The sequence below is a fragment of the Marivita sp. S2033 genome (assembly GCF_046592965.1).
Taxonomy (GTDB): domain Bacteria; phylum Pseudomonadota; class Alphaproteobacteria; order Rhodobacterales; family Rhodobacteraceae; genus Marivita.
On sequence record NZ_JBISBV010000002.1, the window covers coordinates 239267 to 264273 of the forward strand.

Genomic DNA, 25007 nt, shown 5'->3' on the forward strand with positions numbered 1-25007 from the left:
TCCCCGCACGACAAGATGCCGCGCGGGGAAACCTGGCTGTCAGCTGGCGTTGGGGAAGAACAGCTGCTGGCCATCTCGCATGTATCCGCCGATCGCGCTTTGCCCCTCGTCCGACAGCACCCAGTCGATAAAGGTCTGGCCGTCCTCGGCATTGACCGACGGGCATGTCTCGGGATTGACGAGGATCACGCCATACTGGTTGAACATCGCCTCGTCGCCCTCGACCGCGATCTGGAAATCGCCCTTGTTGCCAAAGCTGATCCAGGTCGCGCGGTCGGTCATCACATAGGCATTCATGCCCACACCGGCATTGAGCGTCGCGCCCATGCCCGATCCGGTTTCGCGATACCAGTCACCCGATCCCGCACCGGGATCGACACCGGCATCTGCCCAAAGCGACTTTTCCTTCTTATGCGTCCCGCTGTCATCCCCGCGCGAGGCAAACAGCGACCCGCTCTCGGCGATGCTCTGCAAGGCGGCACTGGCATCGGACGATCCGGCCACGCCCGCCGGATCCGACTGCGGACCGACGATGATGAAATCGTTATACATCACGTCAAACCGCTCCACGCCAAAGCCGTCGCGGACGAACTTTTCCTCGGACGGCCTGGCATGAACGAACAAGACATCGCCGTCGCAGTTCTGCGCGTTCTTGATCGCCTGTCCGGTGCCGACAGCCACCACGTTCACCTCGATGCCGGTCTCGTCGGTAAAGATCGGCAGGATGTGGTCATAAAGCCCCGAATTGGCGGTCGAGGTGGTGGATTGCACCAGAATGCTGCCCTCGGCGATGGCCGATCCGGCCAGCGCGATCGTGGCGGCGGCTGTAGTCAGCAAGAATGTGGTTCGCATGAAACGAGGCTCCTTTGTCATAACACGAGTAGGTTGGACAGGTAATCGCGCGCCGCCTTCGAGGCCGGAGCGCGAAAAAACTGGTCAGCAGCAGTGTGCTCGGTGATCCGCCCGCCGGACATGAAGGACACGCTGTCGGCCAGCCGCCGTGCCTGACCGACATCATGCGTGACCAGAACGCACAATGTGCCGTTGCGCCGTTCCTGAGACAGGATGTCCTCGATCACCCGCCCCGAGTTGGGATCGAGGCTCGCGGTCGGCTCGTCCAGAAACAGCACGCGCGGCCGGATCGCGAGCGCCCGCGCAAGCGCAAGACGTTGCTGCTCGCCGCCCGAGAGAAGCCGCGCCGGTTGCGCATTGTGCCCCGCCAGCCCGACCCTGTGCAGCAGCGCGTCGCGAAACGCCGGATCATGTTGGCCGCGCGCCTTCAGAACAAAGTCGACATTCGCCGCAACCGACCGGCGCAACAGAACAGGCTTCTGAAACACCATCGCCTGCATCACCCGCTCCGCCAACGTCAGCGGCGCGCCGTGCCAGCGCACCTCGCCGCCGTCAGGCTGCAACAATCCGTGCAACAGCCGCAGCGTCAGGCTCTTGCCCGCCCCGTTCGGCCCCATGATCGCATGGATGCCGTGATCGGGCAGGTGCAGAGTCAGGTCGTGGATGATCGTCGCTTTTGCGGGGGCATAGCTCAGGCCGACAGCCGACAGCCCCTGCTGATCCTCTTGCAGCGCGTCCGCACACCGATCCACCACGCAATCACGCATAGGCCGCTCTCGTCGCCGTTGCGCGCACCGAGAACACCAGCGCGTTCACCACCAGCGCCAGTGTCATCAGAACGATGCCCAAAGCCAGCGCCAGCGCCAGTTCCCCTTTCGAGGTTTCCAGTGCAATCGCCGTCGTCATCACCCGCGTGAGATGGTCGATATTCCCGCCCACGATGATGACAGCGCCCACCTCGGCCACCGCACGGCCAAATCCGGCCAGCGCCACCGTGAGCAACGAATATCGCCCGTCCCAGACGAGCGCCTGAATGCGCTGGATGCGGCTGAGGGCAAAAGACCGGAACTGCTCGGCATATTCGGTGTGAAGGTCCTCCAGCACTTGTCGCGACAGCGCCGCCACGATCGGTGTGATCAACAAGGTCTGCGCGACGATCATCGCGGTCGGTGTATAAAGCAGTCCCAGAAACCCCAGCGGCCCGGATCGCGACAGGTAGAGGTAAACGAACAACCCCACGACCACCGGCGGCAACCCCATCAGCGCGTTCACCACAACCAACGCCACCCCGCGACCGGAAAACCGCGTCGTCGCCAACAACGCGCCAAGCGGCAGGCCACTGACGCAGGCAAGCGCGGTTGCGCTCAGGCTGACATACAAAGACAGCCGGACGATTTCGAAAAGGTCCGGGTCGGCCGAGAACACCAAAGAGAGGGCGAGGCCCAGTGCCTCCGAGATGCTTTGCATGGATTACGCCAATTGCAGGAATTACGGACAGACTATAAAGTCTGGTAAATTTTGCAAGGTATCCTGAAAAGTTGGGCCAAATTCGTATCACGCAGGGCGGAGAGCTTTCAAATGCGCTCGCCAATGCTTAGGTTTCAGTCTGATAACAATACGTTGCGAGGCTTCACATGACTTCCGATACACCTTCCGAACCGACAGGTCTCCGCGCCGGAGAGGTTTCGGTCGATGCGCCGTTGTCCGACGACGCAACCGTACAGTTCATCGGTACGATCCGTACGCCATTCACCACACGCGACCTTTGCCCACGGCAGGGAAGCCTCGATGGACCGGATTGCCGCATCGAAGTTCTGCCGCATTGGAAAGACGCCCTGACCGGTATCGAAAAGTTCGAGCATCTCGATATCCTCTACTGGCTGCATCAATCGCGCCGCGATCTCGTCCTGCAAAGCCCTGGCAACAACGGAGACACGCGCGGAACCTTTGCGCTGCGCTCTCCGGTAAGGCCCAACCCCATCGGCCTCTCGCGCGTGCGCCTGATCCGCAGAGAGGGCGCTGACCTGATCGTCAAGGGATTGGATTGTCTGGATAAAACGCCTCTGCTCGACATCAAGCCGTCGCGCTGCGCCTTTACACCCGAGGCGCCGGCGAAGGCGGCAGATGACGCCAAGCAGTGACAAACCGCTACAAAATCGCACAAGGCACAAATGCAGCGTAGGCGGGGCGCGTCTGATGGTCTAGAAGGTCGCTCGACACATAAAAAAGCAGGCATATGTCCGATATTTCCGAACCGACCGGGCAAGCGCCCGCGCCTCGATCCGCAAAAGACTGGGTCAAGGTTCTTTCCTCCTACCGCGAACCCAACGCCTTGCGAAGCTCGTTCGAACTGGCCGTCACGATCGGCCCCTTCGTCTTGCTCTGGGCCGCAGCGTGGTGGTCGATGGGCATCAGCTACTGGCTGACCCTCGCGTTATCCATTGTAAACGCTGGATTTTTGCTTCGGCTGTTCATCATCCAGCACGATTGCGGGCATGGATCGTTCTACAACAACCGCACGCTCAGCGATTGGCTCGGTCGCTTTCTGGGGGTGCTGACGCTGACACCTTACGACGTCTGGCGGCGCACCCATTCGATCCACCATTCCTCGCACGGCAACCTCGGGCGACGCGGAATCGGCGATATCCACACCATCACGGTAGCGGAATACAAGGCCATGAGCCGCTGGAATCGCCTTATGTACCGCATGTACCGGCATCCGGTCACGTTGTTCGGAATCGGGCCGGGATACCTGTTCTTGTTCCAAAACCGCATTCCGCTGGGCCTGATGGCAAGCCTGCGCTACTGGATCAGCGCGATGGGCACCAATATCGCCATTCTGGTCGGTCTCGGTCTGCTGTTCTACTTCGGCGGCGTGATGCCGATCCTGTTGATCTTCCTGCCATCAACGCTTCTGGCCGCGACCTTGGGGATGTGGCTGTTTTACGTTCAGCACCAGTTCGAGACGACCGTGTGGGAACATTCGGATGATTGGCAGTTGCACGATGCGGCTCTGCACGGAAGCTCGCACTATATATTGCCCAAGCCTTTGCAATGGCTTAGCGGCAATATCGGCATCCACCACGTGCACCATCTGCACAGCCGCATCCCGTTCTATCGCCTGCCGGACGTGCTGCGCGAGAACGCCGAACTGCCCGATGCCAACCGCATGACGGTCCGCGAAAGTCTGCGCAATGCGCGCCTGCATCTGTGGGACGAAAACAGCAAGCGCCTGCTGTCCTTCTCGCAGGCGCGCGCGCTGTAACAGTCCTTACCCTTATCGCTGCAAACACAAAAATGGCCGCTCCAATCGGAGCGGCCTTTATCGTTTGGTATCGGTCCCGGCTTAACGCTTGGAGAACTGGAAGCTCTTGCGGGCCTTGGCCTTACCGTATTTCTTGCGCTCCACAACGCGGCTGTCGCGGGTCAGGAAACCGGCCGCCTTCAGCGCGCCGCGCAGCGACGGATCATAAAGCTGCAACGCCTTGGAGACACCGTGCTTGACCGCGCCGGCCTGACCGGAGAGGCCACCGCCCTTGACGGTCGCGACCACGTCGAACTGGTCTTCGGTGCCCGAGATGGTGAAGGGCTGGCGCAGGATCATTTGCAGAACCGGACGCGCGAAATAGACCTTCATTTCCTTGCCGTTCACCGAGACCTTGCCGGAGCCCGGCTTGATCCAGACGCGGGCAACCGCATCCTTCCGCTTGCCGGTGGCATAGGCGCGACCAAGATCGTCACGCTGCGGCTCGCGCGGGGTTTCGACCACTTCCGGCGCGGCTTCGAGGCCAGCGGCGGTGTTCAGTTCTTCCAGAGAATTGAGTTGCTCAGCCATTATTTCGCCGTCCGCGTGTTTTTGGAGTTCATGGATTTCACATCCAGCACTTCGGGGCTTTGCGCCTCGTGCGGATGATCGGTTCCGGCATAGACGCGCAGGTTCGTCATCACCTTGCGCGACAGGCGGTTGCCCGGAAGCATACGCTGGACCGCTTTGGTCACGACCCGCTCGGGGTGCGCGCCTTCAAGGATCTGCTGCTTGGTCCGGCTCTTGATGCCGCCCGGATAGCCGGTGTGCCAGTAAAAGTTTTCCTGACGCTTGTTGCCAGTCATCTGGATCTTGTCCGCATTGATGATGATGACATTGTCACCCATGTCGAGATGCGGTGTGAAGGACGGCTTGTGCTTGCCGCGCAAGCGCGTGGCAACGATCGACGCGAGACGGCCCAGAACGACGCCTTCTGCGTCGATCAGGATCCATTTCTTGTCGATATCTGCCGGTTTTGCAGAAAAGGTTTTCATCGTGGGAAGCCCCTGACGTGTGATTGGTGGTTTTGGAGCGCACGCGCCCCGGTCATTCCGATGGGCGGGTTATAAGCCTTGCAAATGCGCAGTCAAGCGGTCGTGTCGCTAATTAATGTTGCAAAAACAAAGTGTTGAAATTAAGGTATCTGGATACCCCAGCAACTTGCCGTTATTCGCCGGGGCTGTCGAGCTCGAGCTTGCGAAACACGAGGTAGGGCGCAAGGGTCGGGGCGTTCCCGTCGCCGTCATAGATGGGCGTTTCGCTAAACCCCAAACGATCATACAGTGCCAGCATCGAACTGTTGCCGCGCACCGTGTCGGAGTAGACCGTCTTGGCGCCCATCTCCCTGGCCTTGTCGATGCGCATCTCGATCAGCTTGCGGCCAAGCCCCATGCCGCGTGCCAGATCGCGCACATAGAGGCGCTTGAGTTCGGCGCGATCGGCGTCGAGCATGCGCACGAAGGCACAGCCCAGCAAGAAGCCGGACCTGTCGCGCGCCAGCACGATGGCCCCGTTCGGCGGAAGAAACTGATCAATCTCTGCGATGCTGGCATCGACATGTTCGGAAACAGAAAAACGCGGGCCTCCGACGGCCATGAGCCGCTCCAGGATTTGCGCGTAATATTCGGTCAAGATCCCCGTCAGCTCAACCAGGTCCGGAGCCGTTTCAACAAAATCCAGGCGGATGTCCAAGTCCATGAATTGCCCACAATGGTTGAGTCGTTTGCAATAATCTAGCCGCCGTTCTCGTGGCAGGCGACCGTTAATTCGCTCATTCCGAGGAAAAATCAGACACTTATCTGCTCTGGCGGGTGCCCAAGCAGTTCGTGCAACTGGTGCATGGCCGCCTCGAAGCGATCAATCGGGATCTGCGCATTGACGGCAATGCGCACCGCATGAGGCGCGCGACCGTCGCGCAACGCGAACTCGTCTGCCGATCTGATCAGGATTCCATGCCCTTCGGCAGCCCGGCAAAACGACGCAGCGCGCCAGCCCTGCGGAAGTTGCAGCCACAGGAACGGCACATCCTCGTGCCAAGTCACATCATAACTTCCCAACGCGTTCACCGCGACGCGCACATATTCCGCCATATGGGCGCGGACGGCTTCTACGATTGTCTCGGTTTCCGGATCGGTCAGGATCAGTTCGGCCATCTCGGCAAGCGGTTGAGACAGGCCAAAAAACCCGTACTCTGCCACCTGCCGCAAATCCGGCCCGCGTCCACGCGGCGCTATGGCAAACCCGATGCGCAGGGCGGGGGTCAGCACCTTGGAAATCGAAGTCACATACCACGTCCGTTCAGGGGCAAGGATGCGGTAGCTCGGGGCGGTCATGTCGCGGCGTCGAAAACAGTCATCCTCGATGATTTGCAGGCTCATCGCCCTGCACACCTCGACAAGTGCCTTGCGGCGGTCAGGTGGCGTGCGCAGCAGCGTCGGGTTGTGCACATCGGGCGAGGTGCACAGAACCTGCGCGCCGGATTTGCGGGCGGCGGCCTCGAGGGCTTCGGGGATCAGCCCCTTGTCATCGCTGGCCACGCCGACAACGTCGGCGCGCAGGATTTCGGCCGCGCGGCGAAAACCCGGATAGGCCAGATCCTCGACCAGCACGGTGGGCGTCTGGCCGCGTAAGACCGTTTGCAGCACAATGCTCAACCCGTTCTGTGCGCCATTCACAAGAACAACATCGCCCTCGTCGATCACACCCAGGGGAATCTTGCGCAGCCAATGGACGCTGGCTTCGCGCAGAGGGCGATAGGCTTCGCGGGTTGGATAATGCAGCAGGCGCTCGGGTTTGGCCTGTCCGATCCGGGCAAATGCCTCGCGCAGCAGGGAGACCTGACCGAGATCGGGCAATTGCGGACTGATCAGCGACAGGTTCCCGTCCTCTGGCGGGATTGACACGAATTCGCGCGGTGCAGTCGCGACGCGCGCCTTGCGGTCTGCCACAAAGGTGCCGCGCCCGACCTGAGCCGTGGCGTGGCCCGCATCCGTCAAAACCGCATAGGCCCGCGCGACGGTGCCGGGGGTGATGCCAAGCGTGAAGGCAAGGTCGCGCACCGGCGGAAGTTTGTCACCGGGGTTCAGGTCGCCGCTTTGGATGGCCGATTGTATCGTTTCCGCGACCCTCTTGTACTTCGGGCCGGTGCCTCCGGGGGGCAGTGACACGATCTGGTTTGGGGGAATTGTATCCGACACAATCTTTCTCTGGATCAATTGATGACAAAATTGTATCGCTTATTGTATCGCGACACCTTTCGATCAGTATCGCGACTTGGATATATTGTGTCAATACATTTAAGGAGACACCCATGGCACACGCTACACAGGTTTCGCGTTCGGAGTTTGCTGGCACGCGCGCGCCGTTGATCGGCGCGGTGTCCCGAGTGAAAGAGACCGTCACACAGTGGGCGCAGCGGCGCCGCACGCGGTCTCATCTGGCGCTTCTCGATGATCGTTTGCTGAACGACATCGGTATGGATCGGTTGATCGCCTCCGAGGAGACCAACCGGACGTTCTGGCGGGCGTGATCCCTGCGCCGTCAGACTGACCTCAGGGGCGCAAAGATCGGCTTTGTGCCCCTTTTTTCATGCCCGGCATCAGCTTTCAGCCGTTATACAGAATGCCCCAGCGCGCCAGCAGACGTTGTTGTAGATTGCGCGACCGCGCGCTGTAGGTTCGCCCGCCCGGAGGGCGTTCGCGCTCATCGCGGCTCAACGCATCGCGGCGTGGCAGGTCGGCCGAGAAAAAGGCAAAGGCCAGTTCGGTGCCATCGGGCAGGTCGATATAGCCGCCCAAGCCGCTCACAAAATTCAACGTGCCGGTCTTGGCGGACACTTTGACCGGATGATCCTCGAGGATCGAGCGGTCCTCGCTGCGCAGCGGATGCTCCTTGAGGAGCGGTTTGATCGCCAAGGTTTCTCGCGCGGCGATCAGCGCCTTGACCATGTCGCGCGCCGATATGCGGCTGTCATCTCCAAGACCCGAATGATCCTCAAGCGAGGGCGAGGACATGCCCAACACCTCTTTGGCCCATGCGTTCATTTCAGCCGCCGATGCCTTGAGGGACGTAACCGCCCCGGTCCGCGCGGTTGTCGCGGTCATGCCGATGCATTCGGCCGTGATATTCGTCGAGTATTTCAGCATATCGCGCAAAACCACGCTGAGCGGTTCGCTTTGAAAGGTGACAAGGTCGCTGGTTCCGTCTGGCAAGACGTCGATCTTTTCAGGCGTTTTCAGGACAATGCCGTTGGACCGTGCGAGAGTCTGGAACACCTCGGCGGTATAAAGCGCGGGCTTGCGCACCGGCAGCCAGCGTGCACCGCTTTTGCCCAATGCGGCGCGGGCGACTGTCCAATTGTCGTATGTTCCGGCGTCGGCATAGGTGTAGATCGGATATTTCCGTGGCTCGATCCGCATCCTTGCAGAGCGCACGGCAGGCCGCAGCGTTGCGGACCGCGCGTCCATGCTCACGTCGTAATCGCTTCCGTTTCGAATCCACTCGAAATGAACACGATTGTAATTCAGGTTCAGCCCCGAAATCCCCGGATTGTACCCCACCTGATCGGGTTGTTCGGCGTCGATCCCGGACAGGGCGGGCAATGCGCCATCCCAGATCAAGAACTTTCCGGTCACTTCGCTGACACCGGCCTCTTCGCGAAACCTCTTGGCAATCGAGGTGAGCGCATCTGTGTCCAGCGTCGGATCGCCGCCGCCTGCCAGGATCACGTCGCCCTCCAGAATGCCGTCAGTGACCGGACCGGTGGCAAGAAGGCGCGTCGTGAACCGGTAATCTGGCCCCAACACATCAAGCGCGTAACAGGCGGTCAGCGCCTTGGCGACGCTTGCCGGGGGCAGGGCGCGCAAGGGGTTGTGGGACTCGAGCACCAGCCCGGTCTTGACGTCCGCCACCTGTACGCTGACCTTGCCGGGCAAGTTGGCCTGCGTGACAAGTTGCGACAATGGCGGTTGGTAGGTCTTGAGAAGATCACCCGCCCGCGTCGTCGGTCTGAGAGATGAGTCCGGCGCCAGCGCTGATTGCGCGAAACCGGCCTGTGCGAACCCGCTTGCAACAAGTCCACCGAGTACCGTGCGCCTTGAAATCCGTGTTGTCATGGCTTCGATCTATCCCGAGGACCAACCGGCATTCAAGGACACGGTTTGGTGAAGAGCGCGCAGAGAGCGTCTGGCGGCCGAGCTTGCATTAATCAGCCTCTGACGCGCCGATTTCGAGGGTGTAGGAGAAGGTTCCCGTTGCGAAGTCGCGGGTTCCTGTTCCATTCAGCTGGCTTGGGATGATCGTATCGAGCAGCATCGTGCCGTAGCCCTGTTTGCGTTTCTCATGCGACGGTGTTTCCTCCGGCACGCCGGATTCCTGCCAACGTAGCAGGCATCGGTCATTCGGCAGCGCGTCCCAAAGAATCGAGACATGTCCGTCGGGGTGGCTGATCGCGCCGTATTTCATCGAATTCGTGCTCAACTCGTGAAGCGCCATGGAAATCGCCTGCGACTGCATCACGGACAGTTTGTAGTCCGGACCTGACACCTTGATTCGCTCCCTGACGGCTTCGGGGTAGACCGCGAGGGAATGGTCGATCAGCCCCGCCATCGTCTCGTCACTATCGACATCGCCTGTCAGCCGTCTGTTCACCTTCACAAGCGACGCCAGCCGCGTCTCGAATTCGCTCAGGAACGACGGCACATCATTGGCCTGGCGCGCGGTCTGCCTCGCAATCGCCCCCACCAGAGTGAACAGGTTGCCGATGCGGTGCTGCATCTCGCCCATGAGCGCGTCGCGCATCTGGCGCATTTTCATCGCCTCGGTGACGTTCTCACCGTATTGCGTGATATATCTGCGGCTCTTGCTTTTGTCCTCGACGCGGGAATGGCGGAACGTCCACCATGCTTCTGTGACGACCCCGTTCTTGAGAATGCGATAAGGAACTTCCGAAAGCGTGATTTCCTCACCTTCAAGCGTCGCCATGAAGACAGCCTTCATCGATTCCACGCGCTCTTCACTCTCGGGGAAGGCATCGAATGCGTATTGGCCGATCACTTCGTCGCGTGTCCGGCCCGTCATTCTCAGATAGGCATCGTTCGCTTCGACAAATATCAGCTTGTCGTCCAGCACCATCTTTGGCGCGGGCGATTGATTGAATATCGCTTCGAAGTCGAGCTTCATCGAACGTTAACCTTATTGATATGTCGCCTCATTCAACAAGGCATCGGCTTGGCATGATTTTCTATATTCCATCATGATTGTCACGCGGATTCTGCCGATAAATTCTAGGATTTTTCGACGCTTAAGCCTCTGGCGCGCTTAAGCCGTCCAGCCGCCCGCATCGCGGATGCGAGTCGAACTTTCGACGCTCATCGGGATGTTGACGAAACACCAGGCTGGCACGCTGCGATAGGCCAGACGGTGCGACGCGGCTGCGGGCACCAGGGCCTGACGATACTGGCGCGCGACGCGCGAATGAAGCGCCGATTGCCGCCAGCCGGGGCGCGCAAGAACGCCAAGGGGAACCGCGTGCAGGATGTCCTGCCACCTGTCCCAATGGTGGAATTGCTGGAGGTTATCCGCGCCCATCAGCCAGACGAACCGCACGCCGGGATAAGCGGATTTCAGCGCATCAATCGTTTCCGCAGTATACCGCGTGCCGACCTGAGCTTCGAAATCGCTGATGATGATGCGTGGATCGTCCACAAGCTCGCGCGCATGGCACATGCGTGCTTCCAGTGGAGCGGGCCCACGGGCCTTGAGCGGATTTCCCGGTGACACCAACCAGATCACGCGATCGAGCGCGAACCGTCTCAGGGCAATTCGCGTCAGGTGCACATGCCCGTCATGGGCAGGATCGAACGAGCCCCCCAACAGGCCAACCGTCATGCCGGGGCGCAAGAGCAGGCGGTTCGACATGTGCGGTCACTGAGACCAGTCTGGAGTGCGCTTTTCCAGAAACGCGCCGATGCCCTCTTCGGTGTCGCGGTCGAGCATGTTGCCGACCATGACATCGCCCGTGTAGGCATAGGCATCCTGAACGCTCATCTGGGCCTGTTCGTAGAATGCCGACTTGCCGGTCCTGACGGCCGATCCAAGTTTGCTTGCGACCAGTTCGGCAAGCGCCTGGGTTTCAGCTTCCAGCGTCTCGGGCGCGACGACCTTGTTCACCAACCCCAATTCCTCGGCGCGGGCGGCGTCGATGAACTGGCCGGTGACCAGCATTTCAAATGCGTGCTTGCGCGGGATGTTGCGCGACAGGGCCACCATCGGGGTTGAACAGAACAGCCCGATATTCACTCCGTTGACCCCGAACCGCGTGCCTGTCGCGGCCACCGCCATGTCGCAGGACGCCACCAACTGACAGCCCGCCGCTGTCGCAATGCCATGCGCTTGCGCGATCACCGGCTGGGGCAGGCGCTGTAGGCCCATCATGACAGCGGCGCAGCGATCAAACAGGTCCTTGAAATAGGCCTTGCCGCCATCTTCGGCCTGCCGCCCGGCGGTCATCTGTTTGAGATCGTGCCCGGCGCAAAACGCCTTGCCCGCGCCGGAAATGACGACCACCCTCACAGACGTGTCGGATTGCAACGCATCAATCTGATCCTGCAAAGCAGCCAGCATTTCGTCCGACAGCGCATTCAATCGCTCCGGCGCGTTCAGGCGCAGATGACACACCGCGTTTGTGTCGTGACGTTCCAGGATTTTCATCTTGTCCTCACAGTAACTTGCCGCAAGTCTAGCCGCGGACGTTACAGGAGGAAAGCATGTCGCTCAAACTTGCAGGCGATGAGATGTCGGCGTTTCTGGATCAGGTGTTTCCGCAGGTGCGCGGCATGTTCGCCATTGACCGGCTGGACGATGACCTCTTGGTGATGCGGCTTCACGCGAACGAGCAGCATTTGCGCCCCGGCGGTACAGTGTCCGGCCCGGCGATGTTCAGCCTTGCCGATGTCGCTGCTTACGTCGCAACGATGGCGCGGATCGGCCCGCAGGCGCTGGCGGTGACGACAAACTGCTCCATCGACTTCATGCGCAAGCCAGTGGCCGGCGCGGATATTCTGGCGCATGCCAAAGTGCTCAAGCTTGGCCGCGCGCTGAGCGTGACGGACGTTCTGCTTTATTCGGACGGCCAACCCGAGCCGGTGGCGCGCGCGACGCTGACCTATTCGATCCCGCCCGACCGCTGATCAGATCCGCAGATGCCGCGCCCGCGATCCGCGCTCGATTGCGGCGGCGTGCAGGCGGTCGAGATTGAGTTCGTAGCGGATCTCTTCGAGCAGCCGCAACTCGGCCTCGCGCAACGTCCCGTCCGCCGCCGCCACGTCGCAGGCCAGCGCGTAGGCGGTTTCAAACAGGCGCTCTGGCAGGTTGTCGCGGATCAGGCCGAACAGCGCGTCGAGGCCGTCTTCCTGTTCAAAAAGGTCGAACACCAGCGCCGACATATCGGGAATCCGCCCTTCGTCATATTCCGCAAATACCGGAAGATTGTTCACCGCCGACTGAATCTTGACCAGCTCCACGGTTCGGATGCGCTCATCCGATGCGGAGACGGCGATCATCAGCGCAACAAGACAATCCTGGGGGCTGAGCGGGTGAGGGGCTGTATCAGGCACAAATCACGCTTTCTGTTCGAAGGAGCACTTGCGCCAACTTATTGACCCGCCCGCGCGCCCGCAATAGGAACTGGCCTTTGAGCGCCTGCACGACCCGTGAGGCCGTTTTCTGGAGAACAAGAGCAATGTCCGAACTGCGCGAAGCTGCAATGACCTCAAAGGCGTGGCCCTTTGAAGAGGCGCGCCGGCTGCTCAAACGCTATGAGAAGGCGCCGCCCGAGAAGGGGTATGTGCTGTTCGAGACGGGCTATGGCCCGTCAGGTCTGCCTCATATCGGCACGTTCGGCGAGGTTGCGCGCACCACGATGATCCGCCGCGCGTTCGAGGCGATTTCCGACATTCCGACCCGCCTGATCTGCTTTTCCGACGATCTGGACGGCATGCGCAAGGTGCCCGGCAACGTGCCCAACCCCGAGGCGCTGCGCGAACATCTGCAACGTCCTCTGACGGATGTGCCCGATCCGTTCGGCACCCACGAGAGCTTTGGCGCGCACAACAACGCGATGCTGAACCGCTTTCTCGACACGTTCGGCTTTGAATACGAATTCGTCTCCTCAACCGAATTTTACCGCTCCGGCCAGTTCGACGAGGTGCTGCTGCGCGCCTGCGAAAAATACGACGAAGTGATGGCGGTCATGCTGAAATCGCTGCGCGACGAACGGCGCGAGACCTATTCGATCTTCCTGCCGATCCATCCCGATACCGGCCGCGTGCTTTATGTGCCGATGAAAAACGTCGATGCTGCCAAGGGTGAGATCACCTTTGACGATGAAACCGGGCGCGAGATCACGCTGCCTGTCACCGGCGGCAACGTCAAACTTCAGTGGAAGCCCGATTTCGGCGCGCGCTGGGCGGCGCTTGATGTCGATTTCGAAATGTACGGCAAGGATCACTCCACCAATACGCCGATCTACGACCGGATTTGCGAAATCCTTGGCGGTCGCAAGCCCGAGCATTTCACCTACGAATTGTTCCTCGATGCCGATGGTCACAAGATTTCCAAGACGACCGGCAACGGCCTGTCGATCGACGAATGGCTGACCTATGCGAGCACCGAATCGCTATCGTATTTCATGTATCTCAAGCCCAAGACGGCCAAGCGGATGCATTTTGACGTGATCCCCAAGGCGATGGACGAGTACCACCAGCAGCTGCGCGCCTACCCGTCGCAGGATGTGGCGGCGCAGGTCAACAATCCGGTCTGGCACATCCATTCTGGCGATGTGCCCGAGTCCCGGATGGTGGTGAACTACTCGATGCTGCTCAACCTCGCCTCTGCCGCCGGGGCCGAGGACAAGGATGCGCTCTGGGGCTTCATCCAGCGCTATGCGCCAGATGCGACGCCGCAGACGCACGGCGATCTCGATCAGGCGGCAGGATTTGCGGTGCGCTATTACAACGATTTTGTGAAACCCGCCAAAACCTACCGCGTCGCCACCGAGACCGAACGCGCCGCGATGGAAGACCTTGCGAAGCGTTTGCGGGCGTATGACGGGCCTGTCGAGGACGAGGCGTTGCAAACCATCGTTTTCGCGGTCGGCAAGGACCACGGGTTCGATCCGTTGCGCGACTGGTTCAAGGCGCTTTACGAGGTGCTGTTGGGCCAGTCCCAAGGCCCCCGCTTTGGCGGCTTCATTGCGCTTTACGGGGTGGCGGAGACGGTCGCTCTGATCGAAGAGGGGCTTGCCCGCTAAGACGCGCGATTTGTCGGCGCGCCGATCCGTCCTACATCATCATCACCCGATGGAGGACGGATCATGCGCAAACTCATCACCGGCGCGACGCTCGCAATTGCCTTGGCCGGAGCGGTCTGGGCACAGGAACCGCTGACGCCCGAGAGCGGCATAAAGACCACCATTCAAAGCCAGATCGACGCGTTCCTCAGGGACGATTTTGCCAAGGCGTTTTCGTTTGCCGGTCCGAATATCCGATCCCTGTTCGGCACCCCGGAGAACTTTGGCGCGATGGTGCGGCGGGGCTATCCGATGGTCTGGCGGCCCGACACGGTCCGCTTTGGCCTGTTGCGTGACATCAATGGCGACCTGCATCAGACGGTCATCATCACGGATGCCGATGGGGCGTTGCATTATCTCGACTACCACATGGAGCAGGTCGACGGTGACTGGCGCATCGTTGCGGTGCAGGTTTTGCAAGCTCCGGACGTGGCGGCGTAAGCGGGGCTGATATGACGTTCGCGCCAGCGGGTGTGATGTTGGCAAGGCACAATCGTGCCATGTGGCAATTTTTATGCTGCACCTGCGAAATATCCTTGTACCCTCCGTACGAATCGCAAGGAGGCCAACATGGCCGGATACGTCATCACCGTCGCGCAGCAAAAGGGCGGCTCTGGCAAGACCACTGTTTCGGCCAACCTCGCCACCGGGTTTCTGCGGCAGGGCAAGAGCGTGGCTCTTGTCGATATTGATCCCCAGGGCAGTCTTGGCCGATGGTTCATGACGCGGATCGAAACCGAGAGTGGCCCCTGCGACCAGCTTGAATTTGCCACATCGTCGGCTTGGGGCATCACCTACGAGGTGCGCAAGCTGTCCGGGACGCACGACATTGTCATCATCGACACGCCGCCAAAGGCCGACAGCGATCTGCGCCCGGCCTTGCGCGTGGCCGATCTGGTTGTCGTGCCGGTCAGCGTCAGCCATGTCGATCTGTGGGCGACCGAAGGCGTGCTGGATCTGGCCCGGCGCGAAAGCAAGGATGCGCTCGTCGTCCTCAATCGCGCGCGTGCAAACACCCGGCTTGGTGCCGAAGTGGCTTTGGCCGCCGAAGACCTGAACGCCCGTATCGCGCAAGCGACTCTTGCCAACCGCGTGATCTATGCCGAGGCGTTGGGGCAGGGGCGCGGTGCCGCCGAAGGGCGCAAGACCGCGGCGCAGGCAGAGGTCGACGCGCTTACCGCAGAGGTGGCACAGGTTCTGGCAAACGGGTAAAGCCAACGCATCCCGACCGGAGCCCGCACCATGACCGACAAGACAGCGACCGACGGCACAGCCGCCAACCTCACCGCCCTGCAGGATCTGATCCGCGCCGATGGCAGTGCGCGGGGACAGCCGGTGTCAAAGCTTGGCTATTTCTGCGCGCCGTTCCGCCCTGCGAGCGGCCCGTTTTCCGACAAGGTGATCAAGGTCTATCGCGGCTTGAAAGATGATGCCGCTCTCGACCGACTTGCCAAATGCCATGACGATTATGTCGACGCCTTGACTACCGCCGGTGTTGCGCTTCCGGAAACCGAATTTCACCTCCTTGCCATTGATCAAACGCGCATTCCCGTCATCGTGCAGCAGGCCCTGCCGTCCGAGTCGATGATGCGCCCGCAGATGCTATCGGCCAGTCGTGACCAAAGCGTTAAGATGATGGAGGCCGCAGGCGATGTCATCGCGACGTTCTGGAACAATGCAGATCAATTCGGCACCCGCATCGGCTTTCACCCGTCGATCCGGAACTTTGCCTATCTCGACGGAAAAGCCCTGTTCTTCGATACGTTCCCGCCGCTCATCCACTACGACCGCGATGAAATGGGCAAGCTTCTCCTGCAATTTTCCGACAAGCCGCTGATGCGCTGGATCGGGCCACTGATGCAGACGCGTGTCACAGGCATTCAGGATGAATGGTATTCGCCGCCCGAAACGCTGATCGGGCTTGTGGGATCGGCATGCCGGCTGCGCCCTGACGATGCCGAAGCCTACCTGATCTGGGGGCGCGAATTCGCCAAGCGGCGCATGGCGCGCTGGGCCGGGGAGGCGCTGCCGCATCTGCACGAACCGCCGCGGCTGCCCGGCTATTGGACGGGGTTCCGCAAATTGCTTGGACTTCAAGGCGAACCGAACGTCCCATGATCCCGATCATGGTGGCGCGGCCGGATCCGCGATAGACTGAGATCATCAACGAAACGGAGATCTCTCATGTATAAGAACATTCTAGTGCCGGTTGCACTCGACAGCGAAGACAACCGCGTGGGCGACGCGATGGCCATTGCCAAGACACTCGCCTCGGAGGGCGCGAAAATCACTCTACTGCACGTCGTCGAAGCCGTGCCCAGCTATGCGATGAGCTATATTTCGGCCGATGTCATGGCCGAAACCCGCGAAGAGATCGAGGCGGAAATGCAGGGTTTGGCCACAGCGGCCGGGTCCGGCACCACCGCCAAGGTGATCAACGGCCATTCGGGGCGCTCTGTGCTGGATTTTGCCGAGGAAAACAACGTCGACCTGATCGTCATCGCATCGCATAGGCCGGGTATGCAAACCCTGCTCCTGGGCTCGACCGCGACGCATGTGGTCCGTCACGCAAAATGCGCGGTTCATGTGCTGCGTTGATCGGAAATCCCGTGTATCACGCGCCTTTCTGACGACCGGAGGGCGGTGATGCCGGATAACGACGCTTTGGACATCCGAACGGGCCTGCCCGACGCGCTGCGCGTGCTGTTGCAGGCGTATCCGCGCGACACATGGCCGGAGCATGACAACTTCGCGGGACTGGTCGCGTTCTGGCTTGAGCGTCATCTGCTCTTTCGCAGGTTGCTTGGCGCGATCATCACCGACACCGAGCGCGCTATCGACAGCGCGGTCGAGCGGAACGCATATGCTGCTCGCCTGTCGCGCAGCGGCGGGATGCTGTTGCAAGGGCTGCATGGTCATCACCAGATCGAGGATCACCATTATTTCCCGATGCTGGGCGCGCGCGAGCCGATGCTTGAACGCGGCTTTACCCTGCTTGATGCGGATCATCATGCGATGGATGGGTTGCTTGACGGATTCGCCAGGGGTGCCAATGCCGTCATCGAAGACAAATCCGAACCTGGCCTGTTCCACGGCGATCTGATGCGGTTTCACGCGCTGCTTGACCGTCATCTGGTGGACGAGGAAGAGCTGATCGTTCCCGTCATCCTCAAACACGGCCCCGGCGGATTGGGCTGACGGCTTTACTTGGCCGGTCCGGCCATGCCACATCTGCGCCAGACCAAGACGGAGCCCGCGCATGGATATCGACGATCTGGCCCGCCGCATACTTGCAGGCGAACGCCGCGCTCTGGCGCGTGCCATCACGCTGGTGGAAAGCAGCCATGCCGATCACCGCCGCGACGCGACCGCGCTTCTGGAAACCTTGCGTGGCCATGATCGCGAGGCATTGCGGATTGGCCTTTCGGGCACGCCCGGTGTGGGCAAGTCAACCTTTATCGAGGCGTTTGGCTGCATGTTGACGGGGCAGGGGCTCAAGGTTGCCGTTCTGGCGGTCGATCCCAGTTCCGCCCGCTCCGGTGGGTCGATTCTGGGCGACAAGACGCGGATGGAACATCTGGCCCGTGATCCCAAGGCCTTCATCCGTCCCTCGCCTGCGCAATCGCATCTCGGCGGCGTCGCGCGCCGCACCCGCGAGGCCATTGCGCTTTGCGAAGCGGCGGGCTTTGACGTCGTGCTGATCGAAACCGTCGGGGTGGGGCAGTCCGAAACCGTGGTTGCCGAGATGTCCGATCTGTTCCTGCTTCTGCTTGCGCCGGCAGGCGGTGACGAATTGCAGGGCGTCAAGCGCGGCATTATGGAGATGGCCGACATCATCCTTGTGAACAAGGCCGACGGCGATCTCAAGGCCGCCGCGACCCGCACCCGCGCCGATTATTCCGGAGCACTGCGCCTGTTGCGCAAACGGCCGCAGGATCCGCCGGGTTTCCCCAAGGCGATGACCGTCTCGGCGATGGAGAACACCGGCCTGCAAACCGCGTGGGAGGAGATGCAGACCCTTGCCGACTGGCGACGCGACAACGGCCACTTTGCCGCCCGACGTGCCGCGCAAGCCCGCTTCTGGTTCGAGGCCGAGGTGCGCCAGTCGCTGCTTGCCCGTCTGGAGCGCGAGCCGATGAAGGGCATCGTCCGCGCGCTCGGTCTACAGGTCGAGGATGGTCTTCAGACGCCGGGGCAGGCGGCACAAGAGGTACTGGCGCAGCTTGAGGGACGGTTGCCGGGAAGCTGACGCACCGGCGCGCGGGATTTTGTCATAAACTCCCCGTCCACCGCACCCCGACCACTTGACGCCGGCGCCGCATGCCTCTAAGGACAGCCAACGAGATTCCGGGCGCTGCCAGTCGGCGCCTTTTCATATTGGTGGACGGCCGATCGGCCACTTTTGACAAGACGAGGACGAACCCATGTCGCGTGTATGCGAATTGACCGGTAAAGGCCCGATGACTGGCAACAATGTCAGCCACGCCAACAACAAGACACGTCGCCGGTTCCTGCCGAACCTGAACGACGTAACGCTGCAATCCGAAACACTGGGCCGTGGCATCAAGATGCGTATCTCCGCGCACGCGCTGCGCAGTGTCGATCACCGCGGTGGTCTGGACAAGTTTCTGGCCAAGGCCAAAGACGTTGAACTTTCGGCCAATGCGCTGAAGGTCAAGAAAGAGATCGCCAAGGCGCAAACCGCCGAAGCTTAAGTCTTTTCTTCCGAAAGCGATTTGATCAGCCCCGTCCGGCAGTCCGGACGGGGCTGTTTCTATTTGTCGCGTTGCCGCGCTGGACTGTCGGGATACACCGCCTTCATGCGTCGCGTCGTACACACCATATCGAGTGTCTTTCTGGTCCTTGTGATCGCATTGACCAGTGTCGAGCTTGCTGCCGCGCGTGGTCAGGCTCCGGCTGTCGCCACGATGGAGATTTGCACCGGCACCGGTCCCGTTCATATTCTGGTCGATGAAAACGGCGCGCCAACGGGCGGCGTGATGATCTGCCCGGATTACGCGATGGCGTTCTTTGCCGAGCCTCCGCCGCCCACCCCCGCAGCGCTGCGCATCGACACATGGTGCGCCTTGTGGCTAAACGACAGCCCTGTGGTGTCTGCCGAGCAAGCTGCGCCGCGGTCTCAGGCACGGGGTCCGCCCGCCACGATCTGACGTTTACGCATCAATCACACCTCAGATCGAAAGTGACACGACATGTTCAAGACATCCATCTTTGCCGCAGCCACAGCGCTGCTTTTCGCCGCCCCCGCATTTGCGGAGATCAACGTCCACGATTCCTATGCCCGCGCCTCCTCGCCCGTCGCCAAATCCGGCGCTGCGTTCCTTGTGATCCAGAACACCGGAGAGGCCGACCGCCTGATCGGCGTCAGCAGCGATGCCGCCGCCAAGACCGAATTGCACACCCATCTTGAAGACGACAACGGCGTGATGCGTATGATTCACGTCGAAGAGGGGTTCGAGCTGCCTGCGGATGGCGAAATCGCGATGCAGCGCGGCGGCAAGCACGTCATGCTCATGGGGCTGACCGACCCGTTCGAGCAAGGCGACGTCATCTCCATCACCCTGACCTTTGAAAACGCCGGCGACATGGTGATCGAGGTTCCTGTCGATCTGGAGCGCCAGGACCAGGAAATGATGGAGCATGGCGACATGAACAAGGCGTCTGACAACTAGGAGTCCGACCGGGCGGGCCTTAGAGTCCGCCCCTCAGCCACGCGCATCCGCCAGCAGGCGGTCCACCCAGTCGGGAACGGTTGCGCTTGCGGGTCCGGTGATATGTTCGTCAAACGCGTGTGACATATCGCTGTCGTTCAGGTTCAACTCGACCGTCGCAGCACCGATCAACCGCGCTTCCTCAACAAAACCCGCCGCCGGGTAAACCTGACCCGACGTGCCGATGGCGGCGAACAGATCGCGGGTTTGAACCGCCTGCACGATTTGCTCCATGTGGTAGGGCATTTCTCCGAACCACACGACATCGGGACGCACCGCCCGTGTGCCGCAGGACGGGCAGGCATCCTTGAGCGACATCTCGGGTTGCGCGTCCCAACGATGATCGCAGGCAGCGCACAGCGCACGCGCCAGGGCGCCGTGCATGTGGATCACATCGGCACCCGCCGCTTCGTGCAGGCCGTCGACATTCTGCGTGACCAGCATCACCTGGCCGCGCCATTCGGCTTGCAGACGTGCCAACGCCGCATGCGCCGCGTTCGGCTTGGCTTCTGCCGCCTGCACGCGCCGAGTATTGTAAAACCGGTGGACGAGGTCTGGATCGCGGGCAAACGCTTGCGGCGTCGCCACATCTTCGAGCCTGTGCTGCGCCCACAATCCGTCTGCGTCGCGGAAGGTGGACAATCCGCTATCGGCTGAAATCCCCGCGCCGGTCAAAACGACGATGTGCTCGGTTCCCTTCATGCGTCGGCTCCTTTTTCGCGCGTTCGGCGCATTCCCGCCAGCCTGCTGCACCCTTGCGGAACAAAGCACCAGCGATGTGGTTTCACAACCAGCTTGAATGACAACATCACGAAAGGATGCATCATGAAAAACCTGTTTCTCGCCGCACTTGTTGCCGCGCAAACCGCCGCCCTGCCGGCTCTTGCCGACCCGACACCGGTCAGTGAAATCGACGTCGACATGGATCTGACCGCAATCGAGACGACCGAGGCCGCCAGCGTCTGGAAACGCCTGCCCGACGATCTTGAAGCGGCCATCGCCGCGCGCATTGCGGATCTGATCGACGAAAACGGTGCTGAAGTGAACATCGACATCGACGCGGTGTCATTGGCCAACGCGCTGGAAAACAGCCTTGGAATCGAGGGATCGACCTTGGAAGGCACGATCAACATCACCCGGTCGGGCATTCTGAATGACGACGACTACAAGCTGACGGTCGCCGCCGAAGACGCGATGGTCTTCATCCCCGAAGGCACCGAAGTCGGCGCGCTCACCATCCAGAGCGATGCGTTCTATGTCGCGATGATCGACGCGTTCGCCAAAAACGTCGAAGAACATCTGCGCTGAACCTGAGGAACCTGAAACCGGGGCCCGTCGCCGTTATTGCGGCGGGCCTTTGGCCATAAGCGTTCTGCGAGAATCGCTCAGGTTTTCAGGATTTCCCGCGCCACGTACCAGCTCACCGGGATCGCCACCAAAGCTCCGAGCGCCGCAGACACGACAATCGGGATCAGCGTGTCGTACCCGGCCGTCAGCACGGCAATCATCGCGATACCGGCGAGCGAGGTGCCGATCAAGGCATATAGAATTGAAGCTAGACGAAGCATCGGGGCCTCCTTGATGAAATACTGACCGCAATATTCCATTCCGACAATATACCTGCCTTGACCGGGATCAAATGGTTCGCGCGAAATGCGTGTTTGCGTTACTTTCCGGCACCGGCGCAAGTGCGGCACAGCGCGGTGGTTGGCACCGCCTCAAGCCGCTCGTCGGAAATGGTCTCACCGCATGTGGCGCACACGCCGTATGAGCCGTTGTCGATCCGGTCCAATGCGGCGTCGATGCCGCGCAACTCTTCCAGATCGGAGTTTCCAAGGGCTTGCAAAACCTCGTCGCCCTGTCGCTCGGACGCGCGATCCTCCCAGTCTTTCGGCATCGGATCATCCAGTTGATCCTCGATCTCGGCCAACTGTCCGGTGATTTCTGCGCGCCGCTTGATAAGGCGAGCCTTCTGTGCGGTCATATCCATCGTTCATCTCCGTTATTAAAGCCGATCTTGAGGCCCAATTGGCCGCGGCGCATTGATTTCTGTCAAACAGAACTCACACGCCCAAGTGTATGATTTCGCGCGTCAAATTTCAATCAGCTATGACGGGCCGGTCGCAGGTCTATTCTTCCTGCACCTCGACGACCTGCAACCCGACATTGCCGATCACCGTATTTCGCCCGGCATCGCGGTGCATGAGCACCCCGTCGCTGATGTAGAGGTTCTTGACGTCGAATATATATGGCCCGACCCCCGGCGCTGCGATCCGAACCTTGTCGGCGCTCGCGATGGCGCTCTTGCCCTTCAGCGTCACATAATCCGCCCCTTGCGGTATCAGCGCGAACATCGTCGGATCGGAATTGGCCGACAGGTTGGTGACGATATAAAGGATTTCGTCGTAATCGGTGATCCGCTCGGCACGCAGGTAACACGCGCCCTCATAGCCCCCGAGTGCCACCGCAGTCAGCCCCGCAACCGCGATGGTGACAGGGGCGGTGACAATGGCCGTGGCCGTCGTGAGCGCGCCACCCGCGCCCGCGGCAATGCTCGATCCGGCCGCCGTCGCGCTGCTGACGCCGGTGCTGATCATGCTGGCACCCGAAACCGGGTTCTCCAGCGTATAGGCACCCACCGCGCGCACACCCTCGCCGGCAACCCCCGCGACGGTTCCGGCGGTGCTCTTGGCGGCTTGCCCGGCCTTGCCCGCAAGGATGCTCGGTCGGAAATCGCAGACGTCCGCATGGGCGGCTTGGGCTGCGACGATAAAGGCGAAGGTAAGAATCGGGCGCATGTGTCTGGCTCCTGCTCGGGATTTTTGCGCCACACTAGCCGAAGGGCGCACGTCCGGGCAGCGGAGAGACGATCACGATACGGTGGCCAGCAAATCGCCGCGCAGCAACTGCTTGGCGTCAGCCATCCATCTTCAACGCCGAGATAAACGCTTCCTGCGGAATATCCACCTTGCCGAACTGGCGCATCTTCTTCTTGCCGGCCTTCTGCTTTTCCAGAAGCTTCTTCTTCCGGGTCGCATCGCCGCCGTAGCATTTGGCCGTCACGTCCTTGCGCAGCGCGGCCAGCGTTTCGCGGGCGATGACCTTGCCGCCGATGGCGGCCTGGATCGGGATCTTGAACATGTGGCGCGGGATCAGGTCTTTCAGTTTCTCGCACATGGCGCGTCCGCGCATTTCGGCGCGGTCGCGGTGGACCATGGTGGAGAGCGCATCGACCGGTTCGTCGTTCACCAGAATTTGCATCTTCACGAGGTTGTCTTCGCGATAGCCGATCATCTGGTAATCAAAGCTCGCATAGCCCTTGGTCACCGATTTCAGCCGGTCATAGAAATCGAACACGACCTCGTTCAATGGCAGATCATAGACCACCATCGCGCGGCTGCCGGCATAGGTCAGGTCCATCTGGATGCCGCGCCGGTCCTGACAGAGTTTCAGAACGTCGCCCAGATATTCATCCGGCACCAGGATCGTCGCCTTGATGCGCGGCTCTTCCAGGTGGTCGATGGTGGACGGGTCGGGCATGTCGGCGGGGTTGTGCAGTTCCTGCATCTCGCCGTCGCGCGTGTAGACATGATAAATCACCGATGGTGCGGTCGTGATCAGGTCAATGTCATATTCCCGCTCCAACCGGTCGCGCACCACTTCAAGGTGCAGCAGGCCAAGGAAGCCGCAGCGAAACCCAAAGCCGAGCGCGGCGGAGGTTTCCATCTCGGATGTGAAGGAGGCATCATTGAGCGCCAGCTTCTCGATGGCGTCGCGCATGTCCTCGAAATCATTGGCGTCCACCGGAAACAGCCCGCAGAACACCACAGGGATCGACGGTTTGAAGCCGGGCAGGGGTGTCTCGCAGCCTTTCTTCTCGGTCGTGATCGTGTCACCGACGCGGGTGTCGCGGACCTGCTTGATCTGCGCAGTGATATAGCCAATCTCGCCGGGGCCAAGCTCCTTGACCTCCTGCATCGCGGGGCGATAGACGCCGATCCGGTCGATGTCATAGGTGCCGCCGGTCTTCATCATCTTGATGCGCTGGCCTTTTTTCAGCACCCCGTCGATGACGCGCACAATCACCACAACGCCCAGATAGGGGTCGTACTTGCTGTCCACCAGCATCGCCTTGAGCGGCGCGTCCCGATCTCCGCCATGCGGCGGCGGCAGGCGGTTGACGATGGCTTCCAGAACCGCCGGAATGCCAAGTCCGGTCTTTGCGGAAATCTCGACCGCCTCTGACGCGTCGATGCCGATCACGTCCTCGATCTGTTCCTTGACCCGCTCGGGTTCCGAGGCGGGCAGGTCGATCTTGTTGAGCACCGGCACGATCTCGTGATCGGCGTCGATCGCGGTGTAGACGTTGGCCAGGGTCTGCGCCTCGACACCCTGCGTCGCATCCACCACCAGCAAAGAGCCTTCGACGGCGCGCATCGAGCGGGACACCTCGTAGGCAAAGTCCACATGTCCGGGCGTGTCGATCAGGTTGAGGATATAGACCTCTCCGTTATCGGCCTTGTATTCGATCCGGACGGTGTTGGCCTTGATCGTGATGCCGCGCTCGCGTTCGATATCCATCGAATCGAGAAGCTGTTCCTTCATCTCCCGTTCGGTGACGGTGTTGGTGGATTGGATCAGCCGGTCGGCCAGGGTGGATTTCCCGTGGTCGATATGGGCAACGATGGAGAAATTGCGGATGTGCGAGAGCTCTGTCATGGCCCGGATATGATGTGGTTTCAGGGTCTGGTCAAGATGGCGCGGGCGTTGT

At 61.0% G+C, this 25007-nt stretch carries 32 protein-coding genes; 15 read left to right on the forward strand and 17 right to left on the reverse strand.

The features are described from left to right. Positions 1-39 precede the first annotated feature (39 nt). Genes ACGKZZ_RS05265 through ACGKZZ_RS05275 form a run of 3 tightly spaced genes read right to left on the reverse strand, consistent with a single transcriptional unit; the run spans position 40 to position 2319 of the window. The gene (locus ACGKZZ_RS05265; RefSeq protein WP_411222428.1) at positions 40-852 is read right to left on the reverse strand and encodes a substrate-binding domain-containing protein; all 813 of its coding nucleotides are present in this window, start codon (positions 850-852) and stop codon (positions 40-42) included. A 17-nt stretch (positions 853-869) separates the two neighbouring features. Then, positions 870-1619: an ATP-binding cassette domain-containing protein gene (locus tag ACGKZZ_RS05270; RefSeq protein WP_411222429.1), complete on the reverse strand. Its 750-nt coding sequence runs from the start codon at positions 1617-1619 to the stop codon at positions 870-872. After that, positions 1612-2319, reverse strand: a complete 708-nt coding sequence (locus ACGKZZ_RS05275) for an ABC transporter permease (protein WP_411222430.1) — start codon at positions 2317-2319, stop codon at positions 1612-1614. The genes ACGKZZ_RS05270 and ACGKZZ_RS05275 overlap by 8 nt, the downstream gene beginning before the upstream one ends. 167 nt (positions 2320-2486) lie before the next feature. On the opposite strand from ACGKZZ_RS05275, the gene tsaA reads away from it, so the two are divergent. Next, positions 2487-2993 carry a tRNA (N6-threonylcarbamoyladenosine(37)-N6)-methyltransferase TrmO gene (gene tsaA, locus ACGKZZ_RS05280; protein ID WP_411222431.1) on the forward strand — a complete coding sequence of 169 codons (507 nt, stop codon included), beginning with the start codon at positions 2487-2489 and terminating at the stop codon, positions 2991-2993. A gap of 95 nt (positions 2994-3088) precedes the next feature. Next, entirely contained in the window at positions 3089-4117 is a 1029-nt protein-coding gene (locus ACGKZZ_RS05285; RefSeq protein WP_411222432.1) for a fatty acid desaturase, read from the forward strand. 81 nt (positions 4118-4198) lie between these two features. Here ACGKZZ_RS05285 and rpsI read toward each other — a convergent pair whose 3' ends face one another. From rpsI to ACGKZZ_RS05305, 4 genes are all read right to left on the reverse strand, one after another. After that, the gene (gene rpsI / locus ACGKZZ_RS05290) at positions 4199-4687 is read right to left on the reverse strand and encodes a 30S ribosomal protein S9 (RefSeq protein ID WP_411222433.1); all 489 of its coding nucleotides are present in this window, start codon (positions 4685-4687) and stop codon (positions 4199-4201) included. Continuing rightward, entirely contained in the window at positions 4687-5151 is a 465-nt protein-coding gene (gene rplM / locus ACGKZZ_RS05295; RefSeq protein ID WP_411222434.1) for a 50S ribosomal protein L13, read from the reverse strand. The genes rpsI and rplM overlap by 1 nt, the downstream gene beginning before the upstream one ends. A gap of 172 nt (positions 5152-5323) precedes the next feature. Next, a complete protein-coding gene (locus tag ACGKZZ_RS05300; protein ID WP_411222435.1) occupies positions 5324-5854 on the reverse strand; it encodes a GNAT family N-acetyltransferase in 531 nt (176 codons plus the stop codon). 89 nt (positions 5855-5943) lie between these two features. Beyond that, the gene (locus tag ACGKZZ_RS05305; RefSeq protein ID WP_411222437.1) at positions 5944-7323 is read right to left on the reverse strand and encodes a PLP-dependent aminotransferase family protein; all 1380 of its coding nucleotides are present in this window, start codon (positions 7321-7323) and stop codon (positions 5944-5946) included. Positions 7324-7466: 143 nt separating this feature from the next. Between ACGKZZ_RS05305 and ACGKZZ_RS05310 the strand changes: the two genes are divergently transcribed. Beyond that, a complete protein-coding gene (locus ACGKZZ_RS05310) occupies positions 7467-7685 on the forward strand; it encodes a DUF1127 domain-containing protein (protein ID WP_411222438.1) in 219 nt (72 codons plus the stop codon). A gap of 76 nt (positions 7686-7761) precedes the next feature. Here ACGKZZ_RS05310 and dacB read toward each other — a convergent pair whose 3' ends face one another. From dacB to ACGKZZ_RS05330, 4 genes are all read right to left on the reverse strand, one after another. Next, on the reverse strand, positions 7762-9270 hold the full coding sequence (gene dacB, locus ACGKZZ_RS05315) for a D-alanyl-D-alanine carboxypeptidase/D-alanyl-D-alanine-endopeptidase (protein ID WP_411222440.1): 1509 nt from the start codon (positions 9268-9270) through the stop codon (positions 7762-7764). A gap of 88 nt (positions 9271-9358) precedes the next feature. Then, positions 9359-10336, reverse strand: a complete 978-nt coding sequence (locus ACGKZZ_RS05320) for a sensor histidine kinase (protein WP_411222441.1) — start codon at positions 10334-10336, stop codon at positions 9359-9361. Positions 10337-10474: 138 nt separating this feature from the next. Next, positions 10475-11074, reverse strand: a complete 600-nt coding sequence (locus ACGKZZ_RS05325; RefSeq protein WP_411222442.1) for a nicotinate-nucleotide adenylyltransferase — start codon at positions 11072-11074, stop codon at positions 10475-10477. Between the two features lie 6 nt (positions 11075-11080). Then, positions 11081-11866, reverse strand: coding sequence for an enoyl-CoA hydratase (locus ACGKZZ_RS05330; protein WP_411222443.1), 786 nt, complete (start codon positions 11864-11866; stop codon positions 11081-11083). Between the two features lie 56 nt (positions 11867-11922). Between ACGKZZ_RS05330 and ACGKZZ_RS05335 the strand changes: the two genes are divergently transcribed. Next, positions 11923-12345 (forward strand): PaaI family thioesterase, encoded by a 423-nt coding sequence (locus ACGKZZ_RS05335; protein WP_411222444.1) that lies wholly within the window; start codon positions 11923-11925, stop codon positions 12343-12345. On the opposite strand, the gene ACGKZZ_RS05340 is transcribed toward ACGKZZ_RS05335, so the two are convergent. After that, positions 12346-12717: a tellurite resistance TerB family protein gene (locus ACGKZZ_RS05340; protein ID WP_411222726.1), complete on the reverse strand. Its 372-nt coding sequence runs from the start codon at positions 12715-12717 to the stop codon at positions 12346-12348. A gap of 179 nt (positions 12718-12896) precedes the next feature. Between ACGKZZ_RS05340 and ACGKZZ_RS05345 the strand changes: the two genes are divergently transcribed. From ACGKZZ_RS05345 to ACGKZZ_RS05390, 10 genes are all read left to right on the forward strand, one after another. Next, positions 12897-14465 (forward strand): lysine--tRNA ligase, encoded by a 1569-nt coding sequence (locus ACGKZZ_RS05345; RefSeq protein ID WP_411222445.1) that lies wholly within the window; start codon positions 12897-12899, stop codon positions 14463-14465. A gap of 63 nt (positions 14466-14528) precedes the next feature. Then, entirely contained in the window at positions 14529-14945 is a 417-nt protein-coding gene (locus ACGKZZ_RS05350) for a DUF4864 domain-containing protein (RefSeq protein ID WP_411222446.1), read from the forward strand. Positions 14946-15074: 129 nt separating this feature from the next. Beyond that, a complete protein-coding gene (parA, locus tag ACGKZZ_RS05355) occupies positions 15075-15716 on the forward strand; it encodes a ParA family partition ATPase (protein WP_411222447.1) in 642 nt (213 codons plus the stop codon). Positions 15717-15746: 30 nt separating this feature from the next. After that, complete coding sequence (locus ACGKZZ_RS05360; RefSeq protein WP_411222448.1) at positions 15747-16622, forward strand: DUF6206 family protein; 876 nt, start codon at positions 15747-15749, stop codon at positions 16620-16622. 66 nt (positions 16623-16688) lie between these two features. After that, the gene (locus ACGKZZ_RS05365; protein ID WP_411222449.1) at positions 16689-17102 is read left to right on the forward strand and encodes a universal stress protein; all 414 of its coding nucleotides are present in this window, start codon (positions 16689-16691) and stop codon (positions 17100-17102) included. A gap of 48 nt (positions 17103-17150) precedes the next feature. Beyond that, a complete protein-coding gene (locus tag ACGKZZ_RS05370) occupies positions 17151-17702 on the forward strand; it encodes a hemerythrin domain-containing protein (RefSeq protein WP_411222450.1) in 552 nt (183 codons plus the stop codon). Positions 17703-17763: 61 nt separating this feature from the next. Then, positions 17764-18753 (forward strand): methylmalonyl Co-A mutase-associated GTPase MeaB, encoded by a 990-nt coding sequence (meaB, locus tag ACGKZZ_RS05375; RefSeq protein WP_411222451.1) that lies wholly within the window; start codon positions 17764-17766, stop codon positions 18751-18753. A 175-nt stretch (positions 18754-18928) separates the two neighbouring features. Continuing rightward, entirely contained in the window at positions 18929-19219 is a 291-nt protein-coding gene (gene rpmB, locus ACGKZZ_RS05380) for a 50S ribosomal protein L28 (RefSeq protein ID WP_411222452.1), read from the forward strand. Positions 19220-19324: 105 nt separating this feature from the next. Then, on the forward strand, positions 19325-19675 hold the full coding sequence (locus ACGKZZ_RS05385) for a hypothetical protein (RefSeq protein ID WP_411222453.1): 351 nt from the start codon (positions 19325-19327) through the stop codon (positions 19673-19675). 42 nt (positions 19676-19717) lie between these two features. Further along, positions 19718-20197, forward strand: a complete 480-nt coding sequence (locus tag ACGKZZ_RS05390; RefSeq protein ID WP_411222454.1) for a copper chaperone PCu(A)C — start codon at positions 19718-19720, stop codon at positions 20195-20197. Between the two features lie 33 nt (positions 20198-20230). On the opposite strand, the gene ACGKZZ_RS05395 is transcribed toward ACGKZZ_RS05390, so the two are convergent. Further along, entirely contained in the window at positions 20231-20938 is a 708-nt protein-coding gene (locus ACGKZZ_RS05395; RefSeq protein ID WP_411222455.1) for an NAD-dependent deacylase, read from the reverse strand. Positions 20939-21061: 123 nt separating this feature from the next. Here ACGKZZ_RS05395 and ACGKZZ_RS05400 point away from each other — a divergent pair, with 123 nt between their 5' ends. Continuing rightward, positions 21062-21544: a hypothetical protein gene (locus ACGKZZ_RS05400; protein ID WP_411222456.1), complete on the forward strand. Its 483-nt coding sequence runs from the start codon at positions 21062-21064 to the stop codon at positions 21542-21544. Between the two features lie 77 nt (positions 21545-21621). Here the strand turns inward: ACGKZZ_RS05400 and ACGKZZ_RS05405 are convergent, their stop codons facing one another. From ACGKZZ_RS05405 to lepA, 4 genes are all read right to left on the reverse strand, one after another. Then, positions 21622-21804 (reverse strand): CTP synthetase, encoded by a 183-nt coding sequence (locus ACGKZZ_RS05405; RefSeq protein ID WP_411222457.1) that lies wholly within the window; start codon positions 21802-21804, stop codon positions 21622-21624. A gap of 98 nt (positions 21805-21902) precedes the next feature. Further along, positions 21903-22226: a TraR/DksA family transcriptional regulator gene (locus ACGKZZ_RS05410; RefSeq protein ID WP_411222458.1), complete on the reverse strand. Its 324-nt coding sequence runs from the start codon at positions 22224-22226 to the stop codon at positions 21903-21905. Positions 22227-22365: 139 nt separating this feature from the next. Beyond that, a complete protein-coding gene (locus ACGKZZ_RS05415; RefSeq protein ID WP_411222459.1) occupies positions 22366-23034 on the reverse strand; it encodes a hypothetical protein in 669 nt (222 codons plus the stop codon). Between the two features lie 118 nt (positions 23035-23152). Continuing rightward, positions 23153-24955, reverse strand: a complete 1803-nt coding sequence (gene lepA, locus ACGKZZ_RS05420; RefSeq protein ID WP_411222460.1) for a translation elongation factor 4 — start codon at positions 24953-24955, stop codon at positions 23153-23155. Positions 24956-25007: the final 52 nt, after the last annotated feature.